Origin of the sequence: Paenibacillus sp. JGP012, from assembly GCF_014203995.1 — a bacterium.
Taxonomy (GTDB): Bacteria; Bacillota; Bacilli; order Paenibacillales; family Paenibacillaceae; genus Paenibacillus; species Paenibacillus silvae.
In genome coordinates this window covers 530,079-549,276 of the sequence record NZ_JACHKG010000002.1, presented here as the reverse complement: position 1 = coordinate 549,276, position 19,198 = coordinate 530,079, and the positions used below count along the sequence as shown (strand labels likewise).

The 19,198-nt window shown below is 48.7% G+C and carries 12 protein-coding genes; 2 read left to right on the top strand and 10 right to left on the bottom strand.

Annotated elements, in window-relative coordinates; translation table 11 throughout:
- Positions 1–166 precede the first annotated feature (166 nt).
- Together HNR77_RS04825 and HNR77_RS04820 are read right to left on the bottom strand one after the other, a co-directional pair.
- Positions 167–3,562 carry a GH36-type glycosyl hydrolase domain-containing protein gene (locus HNR77_RS04825; RefSeq protein WP_184181249.1) on the bottom strand — a complete coding sequence of 1,132 codons (3,396 nt, stop codon included), beginning with the start codon at positions 3,560–3,562 and terminating at the stop codon, positions 167–169.
- Between the two features lie 214 nt (positions 3,563–3,776).
- Positions 3,777–4,784 (bottom strand): LacI family DNA-binding transcriptional regulator, encoded by a 1,008-nt coding sequence (locus tag HNR77_RS04820; protein ID WP_184181247.1) that lies wholly within the window; start codon positions 4,782–4,784, stop codon positions 3,777–3,779.
- A gap of 738 nt (positions 4,785–5,522) precedes the next feature.
- On the opposite strand from HNR77_RS04820, the gene HNR77_RS04815 reads away from it, so the two are divergent.
- Together HNR77_RS04815 and HNR77_RS04810 are read left to right on the top strand one after the other, a co-directional pair.
- Positions 5,523–7,172 carry a helix-turn-helix domain-containing protein gene (locus tag HNR77_RS04815; RefSeq protein WP_184181245.1) on the top strand — a complete coding sequence of 550 codons (1,650 nt, stop codon included), beginning with the start codon at positions 5,523–5,525 and terminating at the stop codon, positions 7,170–7,172.
- Positions 7,173–7,274: 102 nt separating this feature from the next.
- The gene (locus HNR77_RS04810; RefSeq protein ID WP_184181243.1) at positions 7,275–8,303 is read left to right on the top strand and encodes an iron-hydroxamate ABC transporter substrate-binding protein; all 1,029 of its coding nucleotides are present in this window, start codon (positions 7,275–7,277) and stop codon (positions 8,301–8,303) included.
- A gap of 135 nt (positions 8,304–8,438) precedes the next feature.
- On the opposite strand, the gene HNR77_RS04805 is transcribed toward HNR77_RS04810, so the two are convergent.
- The 8 genes from HNR77_RS04805 to HNR77_RS04770 form a co-directional block, all read right to left on the bottom strand.
- Complete coding sequence (locus tag HNR77_RS04805) at positions 8,439–9,356, bottom strand: class I SAM-dependent methyltransferase (protein ID WP_184181241.1); 918 nt, start codon at positions 9,354–9,356, stop codon at positions 8,439–8,441.
- Positions 9,357–9,535: 179 nt separating this feature from the next.
- Positions 9,536–10,771, bottom strand: coding sequence for an MFS transporter (locus HNR77_RS04800; protein ID WP_184181325.1), 1,236 nt, complete (start codon positions 10,769–10,771; stop codon positions 9,536–9,538).
- Positions 10,772–10,927: 156 nt separating this feature from the next.
- Entirely contained in the window at positions 10,928–12,991 is a 2,064-nt protein-coding gene (locus HNR77_RS04795) for a molybdopterin-containing oxidoreductase family protein (protein ID WP_184181239.1), read from the bottom strand.
- A gap of 479 nt (positions 12,992–13,470) precedes the next feature.
- Positions 13,471–14,334 (bottom strand): formate/nitrite transporter family protein, encoded by an 864-nt coding sequence (locus HNR77_RS04790; RefSeq protein WP_184181237.1) that lies wholly within the window; start codon positions 14,332–14,334, stop codon positions 13,471–13,473.
- 293 nt (positions 14,335–14,627) lie between these two features.
- Positions 14,628–15,989 (bottom strand): FAD-dependent oxidoreductase, encoded by a 1,362-nt coding sequence (locus tag HNR77_RS04785; RefSeq protein WP_184181235.1) that lies wholly within the window; start codon positions 15,987–15,989, stop codon positions 14,628–14,630.
- Between the two features lie 415 nt (positions 15,990–16,404).
- Positions 16,405–16,884: a glutathione peroxidase gene (locus HNR77_RS04780; RefSeq protein WP_184181233.1), complete on the bottom strand. Its 480-nt coding sequence runs from the start codon at positions 16,882–16,884 to the stop codon at positions 16,405–16,407.
- A 168-nt stretch (positions 16,885–17,052) separates the two neighbouring features.
- Positions 17,053–17,871 (bottom strand): ferric iron reductase, encoded by an 819-nt coding sequence (locus HNR77_RS04775; RefSeq protein ID WP_184181231.1) that lies wholly within the window; start codon positions 17,869–17,871, stop codon positions 17,053–17,055.
- A 98-nt stretch (positions 17,872–17,969) separates the two neighbouring features.
- A complete protein-coding gene (locus HNR77_RS04770; RefSeq protein ID WP_184181229.1) occupies positions 17,970–18,851 on the bottom strand; it encodes an ABC transporter ATP-binding protein in 882 nt (293 codons plus the stop codon).
- Positions 18,852–19,198 lie beyond the last annotated feature (347 nt).

Genomic DNA, 19,198 nt, shown 5'->3' with positions numbered 1-19,198 from the left:
GCGACGGACACCCTTGCCCTTGGCTAACAGTTCCTACTGCCAAGCCTGTAGCGGACTTTCACCGCCAAGTTATCGCCCGTGCCGGGCGCACTATAGGGAAGAGCCAACCCTCGAGAGAAGGTTGGCTCTTCGTGCCGATCTTGCTGGAGTACAGCAGATGGCTAGTTTACATATAAATATCTACAATCGTGCGCTCAGTCGCGCCGCTTGCCTGCTTGAATGCATCCAGCGAGATGCGTACCCCGCCTTGACGATAACGGTTCGCTGTACGCTCACCTTGAATGTCTTGGCCATTCACCGTCACACGGCTGACTGCTCCCTCATTCAGATGATAGATGAATGTTACCGACTCGCCTGCATATTCAAATTCAAACTGCATGCCGTCCAGCTCAGCTGGCAATACCGGGTCAATCACCAGATTACCGCCTTCCTGACGAATACCCAGTGCATTCGAGATCAGCTGGTTCATGTAGATTCCAGGACCGCTGGAGTAGATTCTCCATCCGCCTTTCACCTGTACTGTACCTTTGCGAAGCTGGTCAAAATGCTCCTGCGCCTCGTAGCGTGTATTAAACTTGCCGTCCGAGCTGCTGAAATACGCATTCGCTTGGCGAATTTCTGCATTAGGTACAACCTCGCCAATCCCTACCGGATTGATCATCGCCAGACCATTCCACACCTGATCCGTCTTACCGAGCTTCGCCATCGCTTCCACGTAACGGATGTGGGCGTGCACGTATTGCAAACCGATCTCACGTCCGAAGTTGGACGCTTGCTCTGCACGTTTGAAGTGTGTGCTCACGCCGCCTGCGTATTGCGCAGGACGGTTCATCAGACGTACGCCATCCGGACACAGGAACTGCTCACGAATGAGTGCGTAATGCGCTTCTGCCTGTTCTGCATTCAGCAGCTCACCGATCATGCTGCGTGTCATCGGCAGCAGGCGGTACTGGATGCTCGTCTCCGTGTCTGTCGGATGCAGCATCAGCTTCGCTTGATCTGCTTCTTCCATATATACGAAGCCTGGGATCACATCCGTGCCTAGCATGTAACGGTTGAAGTCCTCGCGGATACCCTCTGCCAGTGCAGCAAGCTCCTGTGCAAAAGCTTCATCTTTAGCTTGCAATGCTTGTGACAATACATTCACGGATTGATACGTCAGAGCTACCGTCCAGCTGCTCACCATGTACTGCTTGAGCTGTGCATTGGCTGGCTGGAGTGTATCATCCCAGTCTCCGTCTCCGTAGGAGGACAGGAATGTGTCGTGCAGGAAGTGTGCACGGATGTATTCGATCTCTTTTTTCGCGTGCTCCAGTACCGTTGCTGTCTCTTCTGTGAATCCAAAGCTGTGTTTTACTGTGTAAGGTACTTTCTCTTCCAAAATCGCATAATCGCGAGTTGCAGTCAGGTAATCTGCCAGCACCTTCAGCGGCCATACGATAATATCGCCATGGCTTTCTTCCTGCTGAATGGCAAAGTATTTGTCGAACATGAACCACTGCGGCCAGTTGCCATCGTCCTCGTATTGGTGCGTGTAGACCATTTTGATGATATCGCGGACCTGCTCATATTTCTGAGTAGCCATGAAATACTCCACCGGTCCTTGGCATACATCACGTGTACCCCAGGCTGCGCCGCCGTATTGCTCCAGACCGTGAGGTACAGAGTAGTGCACCAGCATATTGTGTGTGTACCACCAGGCAAGCGCGTTGACTTTGAACAAGTCTTCCGCATCCTGGCTCTCGCCGCGGGACAAACGGAACCCGTTCATGACACCTGCAAAGAACTCACGGTACGCCTGCACTTCTTCTTCAAAAGAAAGACTCCGGGCCGCTGCGTCAGCACCTTCAGCCGCCTGATCTTCCAGTACACCCTGAACCTTCAGCGTCCATTCTGCACTCTCCTCCAGGCTCAGTGTGACAAGCGAAGCAGAGCCGCTGCGAACACCGCTGGCAAGCAGTGTTTCATCCCCAGCTTGTGCAACAGCACCTTCGACAGTCATACGGTACTCCAGCTCTGGATATGTCCCTGCGCTCAGGGATTTAGGATCAGCTTTGAAAATCAGCGTGCTACCATCCTGCGTCATATGCAGTGGATATTCGTACTCATTTACGTTCATCGTAATCTGGTTCGTCACCAGGTAACGATAGGCTTTTCCACTTGCAGAACGCACATTCATGCGTACTTCTGTAGCATGCGTCGTTGTATAGTTGGTCACGATAAGCGTATCGGACTCCATTTTGTAAATCCAGCGAGCATAGTTAAACCCGATCTCGAACAGGGATGGCATCGTCAGCAGTCGATATTGTCCATCGATCTGCACATAAATGCGTTGTCCGGCTGTCTTCGGCACGTTCAAGGCATTGCGGGCATTACTGATCATTTTGTTAAAGTTGGTGTTGCCAATAACAAGCTGTGAATTGAACATCCCGTACATATACGATGTCGTCGTAATAACCTGCGCTCCCAGCTTCACATTGCCGCCGCTCATCAGAATGTGTCCGTGCGGGCGCTCCACCAGCAGTTCTTTGGCTTTCAAAACGATATGCTCGTAAGATTCGGTAAAGAAGGACAACAGTTGATCCCCGCTGCGCTCTTCCTGCTGACGATCAGGGTACAGCTGGTCAAGTTCTTCCTGCGTCAGATCAAGGGCAGCCAGCGGCTCACCCAGTAAGGAAGAATGCTTCACCTGTTCCAGCACGTCACCAGGCTCGGCGTTCAGCGTCTGCACTTCATTCCATGCCGCCGCAACCTCCTCACCATACTCCAGGGCGGTAATGCCCGTTGCATGGTTTGGCTTCGCCAGTCCGTAGAATACAACCTGTGCTTCACCGTTCAGCTCCACAAGCTCGGATTGCAGTGCCGTATAAGCAAACTCATACTGGTACGTCTCATTCGCCAGGGAAGGACGGCTCAAGCTCTCCGGCTGATTTGTTTCTTTATAAGACAGTCCAAAGAACTGGAATCCGTCCGTAGAGTAACCGACCGCTTTGGTCAGGGAACCCTGTTGCATGTAAGGGAAAGCTCCACCCTGCGGCTGGTTTTGACGCGAGCATACTACATACCCCTTTGCATCATCCTCAAACACCGTGTGGTCAATGTATTGCGACAGATAGGCTTCATTGCTGCGTACCGCACCCGGATCAGCCAGTCCGACATCTTGTCCATACACCACATCAACACGCTGCTGCTTCCCTGTAAGCTTCACATCCCAGAACCAGATGCCCTGTGATGCAAGCGTAAATACAACCTCATAGTTAATCGCTTCTGCTGCCAGCTTTGGCTGAACGCTGCCCTTCCAGATCAACTGCCGATCTGCATGGGATTTGCTTGTAGATAACTGGCTGTTGGAATGTACGCCAAGCAGCGGGAACGAAGTAATCTCTCCACCCTCATGTACACGCAGGTACAGATTATTCAAAGACCCGTCAATCGGGTTGCTAAGCAACTGATTCAGCATCGTTGTACCGGAAGTCGCTTGGTACAGGTCTCCACTGTTTAAAAAAGTAAACGTCACTTCTCCGGCTGCCAGACGAATCGTTTCATTCATGATTGTTGCCATTCTCTCTATCACTCCTTAAATTAGTTTACCACCAAATATCGAAACGTTTCGATACTATTGAAAAAGAATAGGGCTCCCTTGAACCGGTCTTTGCAGCCCCGTCCTAACGATAACCCTCATTCTGCAACTCATCGCGTTCACATGCTGATCGCACTTAACCTGTTATGTATCCACGAAGGACGCTAGGCCAAACTGCCTCCCCACCAAGTGAACTTTATTCGGCTGACACGGCTTCCAGTGAACGCACGGATTCGCGCTCCACCAAATCAATCGTTAACGTATAGGATGGATTCACGTGTTCTCCATTCAGCATCTGGAACAGCAGATGTCCGGCAAGCGAACCGGCTTCATGCTTCGGCTGACGAATCGTGGTCAGCGGCGGACGAACATACTCGGACAGCTGGATGTCATCAAAGCCGATCACCGAAATATCTTCGGGCACCGAGATGCCACTCTCTGCAAAAGCCTTCAGTCCGCCGATCGCCATCTCGTCATTGCCATAAAATACAGCAGACGGAAGCTCGCCCTGCATGATCATCGTTTTGGTAGCACTGAAGCCGCCCTCGCGAACGAAATTGCCGTTCAGCCGCCACCTGGATTTCTCCTCCAGCCCTGCTTCCCGCATTGCCCGTAGGTAGCCTTGATAACGCAGCGCATTATCATAAGAGTTGGCTGGCCCGCTAACATAAGCGATGTTCTCGTGACCGCCTCTGATCAGACGACGAGTGGCAAGATATCCTCCCTGCTCACCATCAACCAGCACGTTCACCAGATGGTCACCGGACAGCTGGCGATCCATAACGATGATCGGGAAGCGCGTTCCGGCAGATTCCACCAGAATGTCATCGTGAATGTTATGAGCCAGCACAATGGCACCGTCCACTCTTTTTTCACGTAAAAAACGTACTGCTGTTGAATCCCGTCCACCCATGGAGCTGCATGCAATCAGATCGTATCCGTTCGTCAGTGCTACATCCTGTACACTGCGAATCAGCTCCGAATAATACGGCCCGGACAGGTCCGTCAGGATGAGTGCGATCGTATTCGTCCGGCTCCGCTTCAGGTCCATGGCAAAGCCATTTTTACGGTAATTCAGTTCCCGTGCTGCCTCAAGCACCTTCGCTTTGGTTTTCGCACTAACCTTGCTGTCCCCATTCAGTGCGTAAGAGGCAGTCGAGAGTGCTACACCCGCCAGCTTAGCCACATCCTTAATCGTTGCCATTCCCCGTTCGCCCCTTCTTGCTTGCTATATAAGTTGAACTAAAGATTTTACACAATCCACTCCGATGACAGAACAACCTGGAGAGTAGCGGTTATCCCCAGATTTTTTTGGATTCCCTTTTCTAAAGGGAAAAATCCGGTGATAAGCGTATGCTTCCGATGTAGCTTTCTTTCAGAAAGCTTTCAGGCGACCGCTCCGCTTTTCAGGTTTTTTCTGTCCTCTCCGTTCACGTGTAAATAAATAGTTCAACTTACATAGTCTGCCGCTCATATATCTGCATCAGGCAGCACGTATGGCATACAAACCAATACTATGCATACCTGTTCACTACCTTAGTCATTCCCTTACCCTGCGCAATCGAAACGTTTCGAGGTGTTCCCAAAAAAATAATTCCTGATTGCTATGCCAGTCCCCCTGCCTATAAACAGGAAAAACATTCGCCGCAATAGGGCTTGTTCATTATTATGTTCTGTTATGCTTCTAAACAAGAACATGGTCTTTCTGCTATAAATGCTAGATTGAAACGTTTCGACATAATCATTATAGTCTCTGGTGATAGCGATTTCAACCATTTTATATTATTTTCGCAGAAATAAGTACAATTTTTGACCGATAGTCCACGATGTTTTATTTTTCGTATATACTGCATAATAGTTCAAATTCAACAATTTGACCAGTACAAGAAGAGCAATACTGTATATAGCCCTTCAAGATCATGTTTAAGGAGAAGGTTACGTCATGAAAAACAACCCGCCTACCGATCCAGCCAACGCACAACATCGGCTTTCCTTAACGTACATGGAGCCTGTTCCTGATGCTCCATTCAAGCTGAGACATCTCGTGCAGATTCACGACCGTGAAACGTTTGCCCATATCGAGGAATCATGGAGCAAACTCCATGTATTATACGTCATAACCGCAGGTCAGGCGCGGCTTATTGGAGCAGATGGCAAACTGACACTAACTGCCGGCTCCGCCTTCATTCGCCGGTCAGGCTGCCTGCTGCAGCATGACAGCTATCGGGGTTCCCTGTCGCCAGTACAGGGTATCGCCATCGCTTTTGATTTTACCGATCAACAGCATCGCTTCTGGCCATTCGGGTCCCGAGCTCCAGTATCCAGCCACCTGATTGTGGACAAGGCAGCAGATCTGGCCAAGGTATGCGCGAAAGGCCACAATTCAAGTTCGTTCAGAGTGCACATTCTTTTCTATGAACTTCTGGGCATGCTACAAGATCAAGTTGCTACTGCACCTCAACCAGATCACTCCTGGCTTGATGGTGCACTCCGCCATATTCATAAGATGTATGCATACCCTTTGACCCGTGAGCAGATGGCTAAGGCCTCGAACGTAAGCCCGGAACATTTTTCGCGGGAATTCAAACGCTATACCGGCCTTACCTTTGTCGAGTATGTATCCCGTTTAAGGATCAGGATGGCTCAAGAACATCTGCTGCTGGGAAGTCCCACATTACAGGAATTGGCCAGACTCACCGGATATAAAGATTCGTTCTATCTGAGCCGCAAGTTCAAACAAATCGTTGGCGCAGCACCTACCCATTACCGCCACACCCCGAAGAAAATCGTCTCTCTGACCTACAACTACACGGCTTCCCTGCTGGCACTGGGCTGTATTCCCCACATGGGCGCCGTTGCGAGCTGGATGGAATCCGGTCTTGATGAGCATGTACGACATCAAATGAGCCAGTATGCAGAGCATGAATTGTTAGCTCATCCGCAGTTGATCGCAGAGGTGAATCCCGACATCATCATCGGCTATGCACCCCATCCGGCTCTGGATGAATTACGAATGATTGCACCAACCATTCTGATGCCGTTTGAAGAAGTGGACTGGCAGCAGCAGTTTATCCAGATCGGTAGAATGGCGGGACTAGAGTCCAAGGCTCAAGCCATCATTCATCATTATCACCAGCTGGAGCAGGATGCCAATGAGATCTTGGACAATCTGATCGGCGAACATCGCGGTTCAGCGGTATGTTTATTCCTGAATGGGGAACAAGGTGCATACGTCTTTGGTCATAGCTGGGGCAGAGCTTCTCATATTCTGTATGAGTCTCTTGGATTTAAACCGCCGACACGAATGCTCAAGGATGGGCGGTTGCCAAACGGATACATCCATGTGCCTTTGTCCGATATTCATCTGTATGCCGCAGATTACATATTTGTGGCCTATCCTGAAGAAGCTGCAGAACAGCAAGCCGTGATTTCACGAATGAATGAAGAATCCTGGAGTACCCTCGCAGCCATTCGTAACGGATGTATATACGAGATTGAAGCGGACATGTTCTACGGGTTTGATCCTCTGTCCATGATGAAGCAATTGAAACACATCATGCATCACTTCACATCACATCTGTCCATGCTTTAGTAATCATCGTTGTCCATGTACAAATAACACATCTTCCTCTATGTTATTAATGAGAATAATAATCATTATTATTTGTAGAATTTACATAGGAGGAATTATTACATGTATCCTGTTAAAAACAAATTTTCCGGTTTGCTGCTCATGCTTGCTATGATTATGGTATTGACCGCTTGCAGTGGCGGAGCAGGCAGCCCTGCGACGAAACAAACCTCGACAGCCGGAACAGAAGCCACACCCGGAACTTCCGAAGCCAACACAGAGACGTCATCCGGTTCGGGCCCGTCCGAAGCTACACGAATCTACAAGTCTTTAAGCGGGGATGTTGAAATCCCGGCTGAACCCCAACGCATTGTTACAGACATGTACGTAAGTGATCTGCTTGCACTGGGTATCAAGCCCGTTGGTGCTGTCCAATACTATCTGGAGAACCCGTTCTATTCGGACCAGGTAACGGGCATCGAAAGTATTGGTGATCGGAATGCTGTATCCATGGAAAAGGTTGCTGCCTTGAATCCGGATCTAATTATCACCTACTCTGACCAGGCTCAGGAAATTGAAAATTATCAGAAAATCGCACCTACCGTAGTCATACCTTACGGCACATTTACGAATGTACATGATGAAATTCGTGGCTTCGGAGAGCTTATGAACAAATCCCAAGAAGCTGAGGTCTGGCTGAAAACGTACGATGAACGGATCGAAGCCGCTCGTGCCAAGGTGAGTGCAGTCATACGGCCAGAGGAAACCTTCTCGATCCTTGAAGTATCAGACAAAAGTTATTACGGATATGGAGATAACTTTGGGCGAGGAGGACAAGCGGTTTACCGTGCTTTGGGACTTACTCCGCTTGAGCGGACCAGAAAAGAACTGATGGGTGATACCCAATGGAAAGAGATTTCACGTGAGGTTGTTGGTGATTATGCAGGCGATCATATTTTCCTTACCGTTGGTGAGAACAATAAAAATTATCAAGGTGATTCCATCTGGAAGTCCCTGCCTGCGGTGAAAAACAATCAGGTATACGAATTGCAGGAGGACCGGTACTGGTACTTTGATCCAATTGCAATCCAGGGACAAGCTGAAGAATTCGCAGAAATGATTGTAGAGCGTGCTGCGCAGAATCGCAAGTAACGCAATAGTGAACGTCAAAAGCCCGGAGAGGCTTGCTAGGCCTCCCCGGGCTTTTGGTGTTTTTTTGTATCTGTAACATATGATGCATCTGTGTAGCCACTATATAGCGCTGCACCTATACTGCATAGACCGGTTTCACTTTTTTACCGCATGAATAAAATGGATGGTTTCGAAGGCAGACAAATGGTCTGTGCGATCTCTGAAGTATCGGTTCTGAATATCCTCAGGTGTCAGATGTTCATAGATGAGAAGACCTGCATTCTCCATCAGCTGTTCCATTTCCTTATACGTAAAGCAGGATTGCATTGGCTCCCCGCCCATTTTCGCCATTTTCACCATATGCTCGACCCGATGATATTGACCCTTCTCTTGAAAGAGATGCTCATCTGCGTAATCAAGCACAATAGAGCTTCCAGCAGGCATTTCTGTAAATATATGATACATCAGGCGGGAGATATCGCTCTTGGACAAATAATATGTAACCCCCAGCAGCGTAAACAAGGTTTTCACCTTGCCCAAGCCTGCTGTATCTGTCCAATCTGCACTTACCGCATCTCGGGTAAAATCCATAGGTACAAAATGCAGATTCTGTGGAATAACCAGCTTCGCCTGGTGCAGCCGTTCCCTTTTCAATTGTTGTGTGGACGGAAGATCCACCTCGAATACATCCAGCGTATCCTCCAGCTCCGGGTGTCTAACCGCAAATGTATCCATACCCGCGCCAAGAATGACCACCTGCTTCAAGCCAAGCGCCGTTTCCTGCAATATGACCTGCTCACTATAGGCGGCACGAGATAAGGTGATCGGGGCCAGCTGGACTTGGGTGATCCATTTTAACATACGATCAGATTGACCTTCGAATGTGCGATCCGCATCCGGGTGAAAAAAATGGATACCTTGTATCATGTTTTTACTAATATCCGCTAATTCCTGTGAAGTGATCAGCTCTCTGGCTGCAAAATCATTAAAAACAAGTGGTTCATCATGTTCAACATGATAGGCTCGGGCAAAAGCTGAAATCAGAGACGTTATGCTGGAAGCTTTCTGGCTCATGACATGTTCCTCCCGTATAAACAAAAATAAGGTTCCCCCTGGCCAGGAGAACCTTATTATATACGGAAAATTTATATATGTAAATTATAGCATATATAAACATTTTTGTCAATCTCATTTTTAGATAGATTTGATAAGTTGAACTATTTTTTATACTTTATCCATCCATGCCGATCAAGTCATTCTCCCTGGGAGTCCATGCCATATTCCCGAATTTCGCGGTTGCGATTCAACGCAGCATGAAGTACAAATCCAAGCAGAGCAATGACTGCCATGCCTGTCGCCAGCCAAGTCACCGCGATCAGCCCCTGCTGATCATACATAACACCCATCATGTAAGGCCCGATAACCCGGCCAATGGAGCCGATTCCACCCGACACGCCAATATAAAAAGGGGCTGCTCTTCCGGCATGCTCGGAGATAAAAGCTGGCGTTGCCGGCGAGATCAGCATCTCCCCAAAGGTAGCAAGTACCATCGCAAGCACCATGCCCGGATAGTTGTACATGGCAATCATGACGACATATGCAAATCCATAGAATACAGCACTGGCTGTCATCTGTGCAGTGGAAGTTCGAGCCATCGTACGTTTCACCCAACTGGTGAATGGCTGTCCCACAAAGATTAATACACCATTAAGTGTCCAGAGCAGGCCGTACATTCGTTTTTCCATACCCTCTGCGATGATATAAGGCGACACTCCCGTATTCCAGATCGAGTTGCCAAACAAGAGAAAGAGCACGCCCAGACTCATAAACAGATACAGCCGGGTATTGCTCAGCAGTGCCCAGATGCCCGGACCAGCAGGTAATGTCGTCAACCGTTTCGTCAGATGCACTTCGCCCTGCTCTGGTTCAATCCGGGATAGATAAAACCAGAAAAATACGGCAAAGCCTGCCGAGGTCACGCCGTTTAGTACAAAGCTCAGGTGATATGAAAAGTCAGCAAGAAAACCGCTAAGCGCCGTTCCAATCGCTACACCGATATTGTTCGCAACATAAATAATGTTAAACAGCTCCCCGCGCCGCTCTGCAAACCGAAAACCGATAAACGCTTGAATCGCTGGCATTGACAAGGAACTGAACAGCCCGATCCAGCCCATCGCACAGATAAAGACAACCCAGTACGCACTGATCCAGGGCAACGCAAACAATCCTGCAGCATTGAATACCAGCGATCCAATGATCAACTTCTTCACACCTACACGATGGTACAATGAACCGCCAAGCAGCTGTCCAACGATTCCGCCCAAGGATTGGATCAAAATGACAAAACCTGCATTAGCCATCGTTCGTCCGAGCTCGTCAAAGACATACATCGTAGTCAGCGGCCACATCAGGGCACTGCCTGTCGCATTCACCAGACTTGCGAGCAAAAACACCTTCACTTCTTTTGGATAGTTATCCAGCCATCTCATCATTTTCGTTCAAACTCCTTAGTCCACTAGCTGCTTGCCTGTGTCCGCACAAAAGGCTCCCGCATATGTGGCAAGACCAGCCACAGCGGAAGCCTGTAAGTTACAAAATATAATATGAATCTATATTACATCATTAAAATCAGCCTGCAAGCACACTCACTGCCGCTTCACTTCAACAGTGGCCGAGAAGAAGGTAGCCCCATTGCCCATATCCGATAACCGATTGGATGTCAGTGAGTTCGAGCGCTGTTTCTTCCCCTCGCCGTCCCACCACAATCCTTGGCTGATGACCGTACCCGGAAGCATCGCGTCTGTCACTTTGGCCGTTAACTCGATACGTCCACGTTCGTTCCATACGACAACAGAATCGCCATCCTGCACCTCACGGCGCGCTGCATCCTCTGGATGCATCTGCAATAATGGCATCTTCTCCATCCGCTGATGTTTCGACGAATTGCCAAAGCTGGAATTCAGAAAATTATGGTTCGGCGGTGAAATAAACATCAGTGGATACGCATCAGCGGGTCCCGCCGGATTCTCGCCATCATAGCCTTCAACCAGGTTACAGTAGGTTGGCAGCGGCGGCAGTCCCTTTTGTTCCATCTGCTCTGAATATAATTCAATTTTGCCGGATGGTGTTGGCAGGTGCTCCAGGAAGGAGACGTGTGCCGACATATCAAGCTTCACAAAACGCTGCTGCTTCAGGCGCTCCAACGTTACCCCGTTCATATAAGGATTTCCCGTCTCCTGCAATGCACTCTCAATCATCTGCTCCGGCGTTTCACCAAAAATGTCCGTGTCATACCCCATTGCTTGTCCAAGCAGCGAGAACAGTTCTACATTGCTTTTGCTCTCTCCAATCGGTGCAATGACCGGCTCCTGCAGCTGAACATATTGATGCCAGTATGAGGCGTACAGATCGGTTGCTTCAAAGGATGAGGTCGCTGGCAGCACAATATCGGCGTACTTCGCCGTATCGGTCATGAACAGATCATGAACGACGGTAAACAAGTCCTCTCGTGCAAAACCTCGCTCCACCCGCTCGGTATCCGGTGCTACCACCAGCGGATTGCTGCAATACACCATCAGCGCACGGATCGGCTGCTCTGCCTCCAGCAGCGCTTCTCCAATCCGGTTCATGTTTACCACTCGCGGCTCAGCATGCTTCCGCAAGTCCGGCCGCTCCAGCGCGTCGCTATTCGTGCTCGCATAACTGTTGGTGCGCACCGCACCGCCGCCGCGCTGCAGCCACTGCCCTGTTATTGCGGGCAGGCAGGCAATGCTGCGCACGTTCATGCCGCCATTGTCATGATGCTGCAGACCATTGCCAATATGAATGTAAGCGGCCTGAGCACCGCCATACAGCTCAGCCAGCTCCACAATGGTTTCCACAGGTACACCTGTTATACGTGCTACACGCTCCGGGGTGTAACTGCGCACATGCTCGCGCAACGCTTCGTGTCCCACGGTATATTTTTGCATAAACGCTTCATCCGTAAGTCCACGCTCAAACAGCACATGCATCAACCCCAGCGCCAGCGCACTGTCTGTACCCGGATAGAGTGGAATAAACCAGTCTGCCCATTGCGCCGTACGATTGCGATGTACATCAATGACTACGATTTTGGCTCCGTTCTTGCGTGCCTTCTCTGCAAGTACAACCTGATGCATGTTCGTACTAACGATATTCCCGCCCCAGACAACAATCAGATCGGCATGCTCCGTATCCTCAGGCAGCGTGCCGCGGTTGGCTCCCATCGTATATTTCCAGCCTGTATTGCCCGCAGCATTACAGATCGTCTGCTCCAGCACGCTTGCTCCCAGCGCATTGAAGAAACGTCGATCCATGCCATCCACCCCGAGTATGCCCATATTGCCGTAGAAGCTGTATGGCAGGATGCTCTCGGGTCCATAGGTTGCGGACAGTTCCTTGAACCTTGTCGTAATTTCCTGAATGGCTTCATGCCAGCTGATCCGCTCGAACTTGCCTTCGCCTTTGGCGCCGATACGTTTCATCGGATATTGAAGACGCTCGGGGTGATATACCCGCTCCGTCATATTTCGAACTTTATTACAGATCGCACCCTTTGTGATCGGATGGTCCGGGTTCCCGGTGACCTTTACAATTTTACCGTTCTCTTTATGTAACAGCAGACCACATGTGTCTGGACAATCGAGCGGGCATACCGCTGGAAACACACCATTCTCCTGATCGATCATCTTCTGGCTCCCCCTCTTTCAACAGCTATCCCTATATGATATCCCTTTCAAAGTCATACCGTAAAGAGAACAGGAACAATTCGCCCAATCTTCATGATTTCAACGCTTTTTCTGTCCTTATGCGAGCTGAAAAAAAAGTTTTCACCTGTGTGATTCATTCTTGAAATCCGGGGGTAAATTAAAAACAAGGCATTAGGCTAGTGTTTCCCCACTTCCTCCTCATGCCATATCATGGACCACTCCCGAAATTCGCCATGGACAGGTTTCGTTCCCCCGAACCTTTTCATGGCGAATTTATTTTGCGTTATTTTAGGATAATACCAAAAAAGATGATCACATCTCATTGCGGACAGGACCAATGGTCACGCCATCTATGAGATGAATCATCTTTGTTAAGCTTGCATATCTGTTTGCTTACCTGCATATTTGTTCGCCTGGCCGCATGTATAGTTTCGTTTATTGAACGCTCTGCCCGTTTGTTAAGCCTGTTTGCTCCACATGCCTCTTGCATCAGCCTCCACAGAGCTAACCGCAGCAGAAGCAGGAGCAGTCGTCTCAGATTTCACTACCGGCTCAGTCTTGCGCAGATAGACCATCCAGTACGCAGCCGCTACAAATAAAGCCCCGCCTGTCAGATTACCCAGCCACACCGGAATAAAATTCATGACATATTGTCCCCAGGTGTAATGACCTTCGAAGATCGCTGCGGGGATCAGGAACATATTTGCTACAACGTGCTGAAAGCCAATAGCGACAAAGGCCATCGTCGGGAACCAGATACCCAGAATTTTACCGCTCATCGTATCCGCAGCATAGGACAACCATACAGCAAGCGCCACCAGCCAGTTACAGCCAATACCGGATATAAAAGCCTGGAAGAAGCTATCGTGCAGCTTGTGTCCTGCCATATCAACCACTTTGGTCAGATATACGCCATCTGCAGTAAGACCCAGTACATGACCAAAGAAAAAGGCAACAAACAGTGCACCCAGCAGATTGCCAAGCGTCACCAGCAGCAGGTTCTTCAGCATGCTAGCGGGTGTGATTTTACGAGTAATTGCCGCAAGCGGTACAGCCATCATGTTACCTGTCAGCAACTCCCCGCCGCCGATCAATACCAGAATGAGCCCCACCGGGAACACGGCTGCTCCAATAAATGTGGCTATGCTGCCCCATTCCGCTGGTGCAGACGCGATAACACGAATATCCAGCAGAAATCCGAGCGCAATGAATGCCCCGGCCAGAAAACCGAGAATCAGCACCGAGGACACTGGATTCTGTGCTTTTTTCATCCCAGTCTGTGCTGTATATTGTGCAACCTCAAGAGGTGTTTTGGCCGCCATAAGTCATCCTCTCCTTTTTCTTCTATCCGTCTCAAAATGTAATTTTCTATCTATGTATTTATTGTATATCGGCTGTACATAAAACTTTGTGCAAATAATCACAATAATTCTCTGTTCATTATTCAGGATAGCAAAAGAAAAGACTGACGGTATTCCCGCCAGCCTTGGTTCTTCATAACTCCATATCATTTGTTTAACAGCACTAGATGTGTCTCAGCATCTGTTCTAACTGAATCAGCTTATTAAGCTTTACTTTACTAAGTCGTACCCAATGGTGTTATTGCCTTGATGCCTTACACCAACGCCGGTGCTTTAACCTCTACTGGTGGCAGCGCCTGCAAACCTGCAGTGTTCAGGAAGTTCCACGGTTTGTTGTAGTGCGGCTGGAAGAAGAAGTCGATAAACGCCAGCTCATCCACCGTCATGTTGTTCTGAATGCAGACCGAGATTGTATTGATCGACTGAGTCAGGTCTACTTGAGACATAATCTGTGCGCCGACGATACGGCGGGTTGCTTGCTCATAGATCACTTTCAGCAGCAGCTTCTCTGCGGTTGGCATAAATTCCGGGCGATAGCTGTCCTCCAGCACCACCGCTTCCACAATCAAGCCCTCCTCGGCGGCCGATGTCTCGGTCATGCCCGTTCCTGCAATGTTTTGCTCATATATTTTAATGCCCGATGTCCCTTGTGTTCCCATATATGGAGTCGTTGGACGAACCAGATTACGTGCAACGAGTGTACCCATGCGAACCGCATTGGTGGCAAGCGGGATGTAGGAAGCTTTGCCTGTTGGATTGTAATGAATCGCACAGCTGTCTCCTGCTGCAAATACGTCCTTTTGGCTGGTCTGCATATATTTGTCCACGATGATTGCTCCGTTCGGCAGCATATCCACCTGGCCTTTGAGCAGCTCCGTGTTCGGGCGGAACCCGATGCAGAGGATGACCAGGTCCGTCTCGAACTCCCCTTTGGACGTGATGACTTTGGTGACTTTGCCATTCTCGCCAGTAAACTTCTGCACGGTTTGGCCCAGAGCAAGTGTGATGCCTTTTTCCGTCAAGGTGTGCTCGATTGCATCCGTGAATTCAGGGTCCAGATATTTGTTCAAAATACGATCCACACTGTCAATCAGCGTCACTTCCTTGCCGTTCATCTGGAACGCTTCAACCAGTTCAACACCAATATATCCTGCACCAACCACGGTTACCCGTTTGGCGTCTTTTGCTTTTTCGATGATCGTATTGGAGTGATTGTAGTTTTTGCAGAGCAGGATGTTGTCCATCTCAATGCCTTCCAGCTTCGGAACAACTGGCCAAGAACCTGTAGTTACGATCAGCTTGTCAAATGGTTCTTCTAATTCTTCCCCGGTTTGCAGATTTTTAGCCCGCAGCTTGTGGCCTTTGGCATCCACTTCGGTAACCTCATGCAGCATTTTGGTCACTACACCGAGGTCTGCCAATTGATTCGGCGAAGAATAGAACAGGCCGTCCGGGTCTTTGACCACTCCACCAACGTAAAGCGCAATGCCGCAGGACAGGAAGGAAATATTGTCATTGCGTTCATATACGGTAATGGTTGCATCCGGGTAAAGTTTGGCGGTATTCACGATGGCTGCTGTCCCTGCATGTGTACATCCGATCACGGCGATTTTCATAGGTAGTTCCTCCTTGGAGTATATAAAAATGATGAAAGATAAACGTCATTGTAATCACTGCTTGAGTATTTGTGAAACATTTCACTACAAAATCGATGGTTTATGTGATTTATTTCACTTTGTACACTCATTATAATGTGATCTTTTTCACATTGCAAGAGATTTCGCCAAAATCTTTTTATTTGTCATTTCAAAATGAAATCTTGCTGCCTCAATCCTCTTTTTCTCAGTACGCTCATTTTTCCCGAACCACAACTCACTTATGCTACCCAATATGTTCAATTTTCGCAGAAGTATCACAGTATTCATGAGTTCATATCCATGGAAAACAGAAAAAAAGCCTGTCCCTCTAATTACAGAAGGATGGGCTTTTCGTTATGTGTGACCTCACATGTCACACGTTATAACATTCGTTTTATGCAAGCAGTTGCTCAATAGCAGCACTCATGGACTCTGGAGATTCCTTAGGTTCGATGCGGCCAACAACTTCACCCTCGCGGTTCACAAGGAACTTGGTGAAATTCCATTGGATATCACTCGTTTCACCCACACCAGGCTGCTGCTGCTTCAAATATTGAAACAAAGGATGAGCCCCTTCTCCATTTACATCCACTTTGGCAAAGACCGGGAAGTTCACGCCATAATTGATCTGGCAAAAGGACTCCGCCTCCTCGCTTGTCCCCGGCTCCTGACCACCAAACTGATTGCAAGGGAAACCAAGCACGACCAGACCTTGATCGCGATAACGGTCATAGAGCTTCTGCAAATCACCGTATTGCGGGGTGAGTCCACATTGACTGGCTGTGTTCGCAATGACGAGCACCTTGCCTTGATACATATCCAGCGGCACTTCCTGATTCCCGGTGGTTACTGCTTTGTATGAATATACGGACATTGCTGATTCCTCCTATGGCATAGTTTAATTTTTACAATATTGAAAGGCAATCGAACGATAACTAAGAAAGGCACTTGGACTATAACCAGCCTCTGGCTAATGAAGCTTGAAAAGATACAGCCCGCACCTGTCTTCCATTATAGCCCTGTTCCATTGCATACATCAAATTTACCGGGAAGCCAGAATTGCCTCATATCGCGTCTGCCGCTCAGCTTTACTCAGCTTGGGACAGGTATAACAATAATCCTGACCGCCATACACCTTATAATGCAAACAACAGGTTGATTTCATTAACGTCTTTTCCCCGGGTTGATAGGGACTGTCTATCTCTACCGGTTTGAATTTCAGCAGGTTTTTACGCAATCCCAGAATGTCTGGCGACATCGTAATCACATGTTCATATCCCTGAACAACAGCTTCACGCTCATGATCTGTAATGTCCATCTGGGTAGCCAGCGTTTTGAACCATCTCAGGATGGATGCAAGCTGTGCCCACATCTGCCCTGTATTTGCCTCGCCAGCCATTGCCACCCCTTCTATTAAAGGCCGGAGCTGTTCTCTGTAATATGATGTGAGCATAACCAGTCTTGCGGCAGTGGCTGCTTCATTGGAAGCATGTCCACCCTCGTTCGGAGGGGCTGGATGAGCTCGCTCGGTCCGATCTGTCAGTTGGAAAAGGAATGCTGGATACCCGTCCTTGACCACCAGATGCAGCCGGATATTGTCCAGAGAGAGATCTAATACCTTATCACACATGGCATTCATATAATGAATGCCCAGCAGCAATCCGCGAACGGAATGCATGAAATACACGGCTGCAGTTTGCAGGCTGTCCGCACGTAAATGCTCGTTATAAGCTGTCAGCATAACTCTCGCCTGCTCAGCGTCACGCAGCGATGCAAGAGATGCCGCGTATGCGGCATCTTGAGGAGTACTCATCGTAAAGCGTGCATACTGCTCTAGCCAGGTATAGTTGATGTCGCCCATAAGCTGAAACCTCCCATGAATGCGAACGAGCCGCGTGCAAACAACGCACAGCGGCTTCATTCTTATAGTAGAGGACACACAAGGTCCATTTTAATTCATTAACTACCTGTGGCTTGAACACGATGCTGCTCTGCACGACCTGCATGCACCATAGCACTGTTGATCACTTTTTCAGGGGTGGCAGGTTTCTGACGTTCACCAGCGAGCGCATATGGCAGGCAGAGCGGTACATTCGAACGCGGGTCCATGACGATGTCTGCTTCAATATTAAACACTTCACGCAGTACATCCGAAGTCATCACTTCAACCGGGGAACCTTGCGCAACGGCTGCACCTTTCTTGATGCCAATCATATGCTGCGCGTAACGGGATGCATGGTTCAAATCATGGACAACCATTACAATGGTACGATTAGCGGTCGCATTCAGATGCTCCAGCAGTTGTAATACTTCCAGCTGGTGAGCCATATCGAGGAAAGTCGTCGGCTCGTCCAGAAACAGAATATCTGTTTCCTGTGCTAGAGCCATAGCGATCCATGCACGCTGACGCTGTCCACCCGACAGCTGATCAATCGGACGATCATGGAATTCCGTCATGCCCGTCACTTCAATCGCCCATTCAATCATGCGTTTGTCTTCTGCACGCATGGAACCGAATCCTTTTTGATAAGGGAAACGGCCATAAGAAACAAGCTCGGTAACGGTCAGACCTTCTGGTGCTGTAGGATTCTGAGGCAGAATCGCAAGCTGCTTGGCAACCTCACGTGTGGATTGCTTATGAATGGACTTGCCGTCAAGTAACACACTTCCTGACTTCGGAGACATAATACGTGCCATCGTCTTCAGAATGGTGGATTTCCCCGAGCCATTGGCTCCAACAAGTGCGGTGATTTTACCTTGGGGAATCTGGATGTTCAGATTCTCAACGATCAGTCTTTCCTCATAAGCGATATCCAGCTTGGACGTCTCCAGACGAAACATGCGATCATCCCTCTCTCATTAATCCCGGTTATGTATTCCGGCTATAGTCACGACAACGAAATTGACAATATATATTGATGTGATATTCTGCATTTTCCGACGCTTCATTGATTTACACGAAAACGATAAATCAACTATACTAAAGATACTGATAATCATTATCACTTGTCAACAGGAAATGCTCTATCTTTTGATAAAATAAGCATTTTTCTGTCCTAATTCAGTGTTCTGCAAGGCGACATGCCACTTATTATATGAGAGTATTTCTCAATGATTCCGTGCTTTTTTTCACTTCGTGAAGCTGTCCTTAATTTGAATCAATTATTTTATGTCTATATTGTGAACAA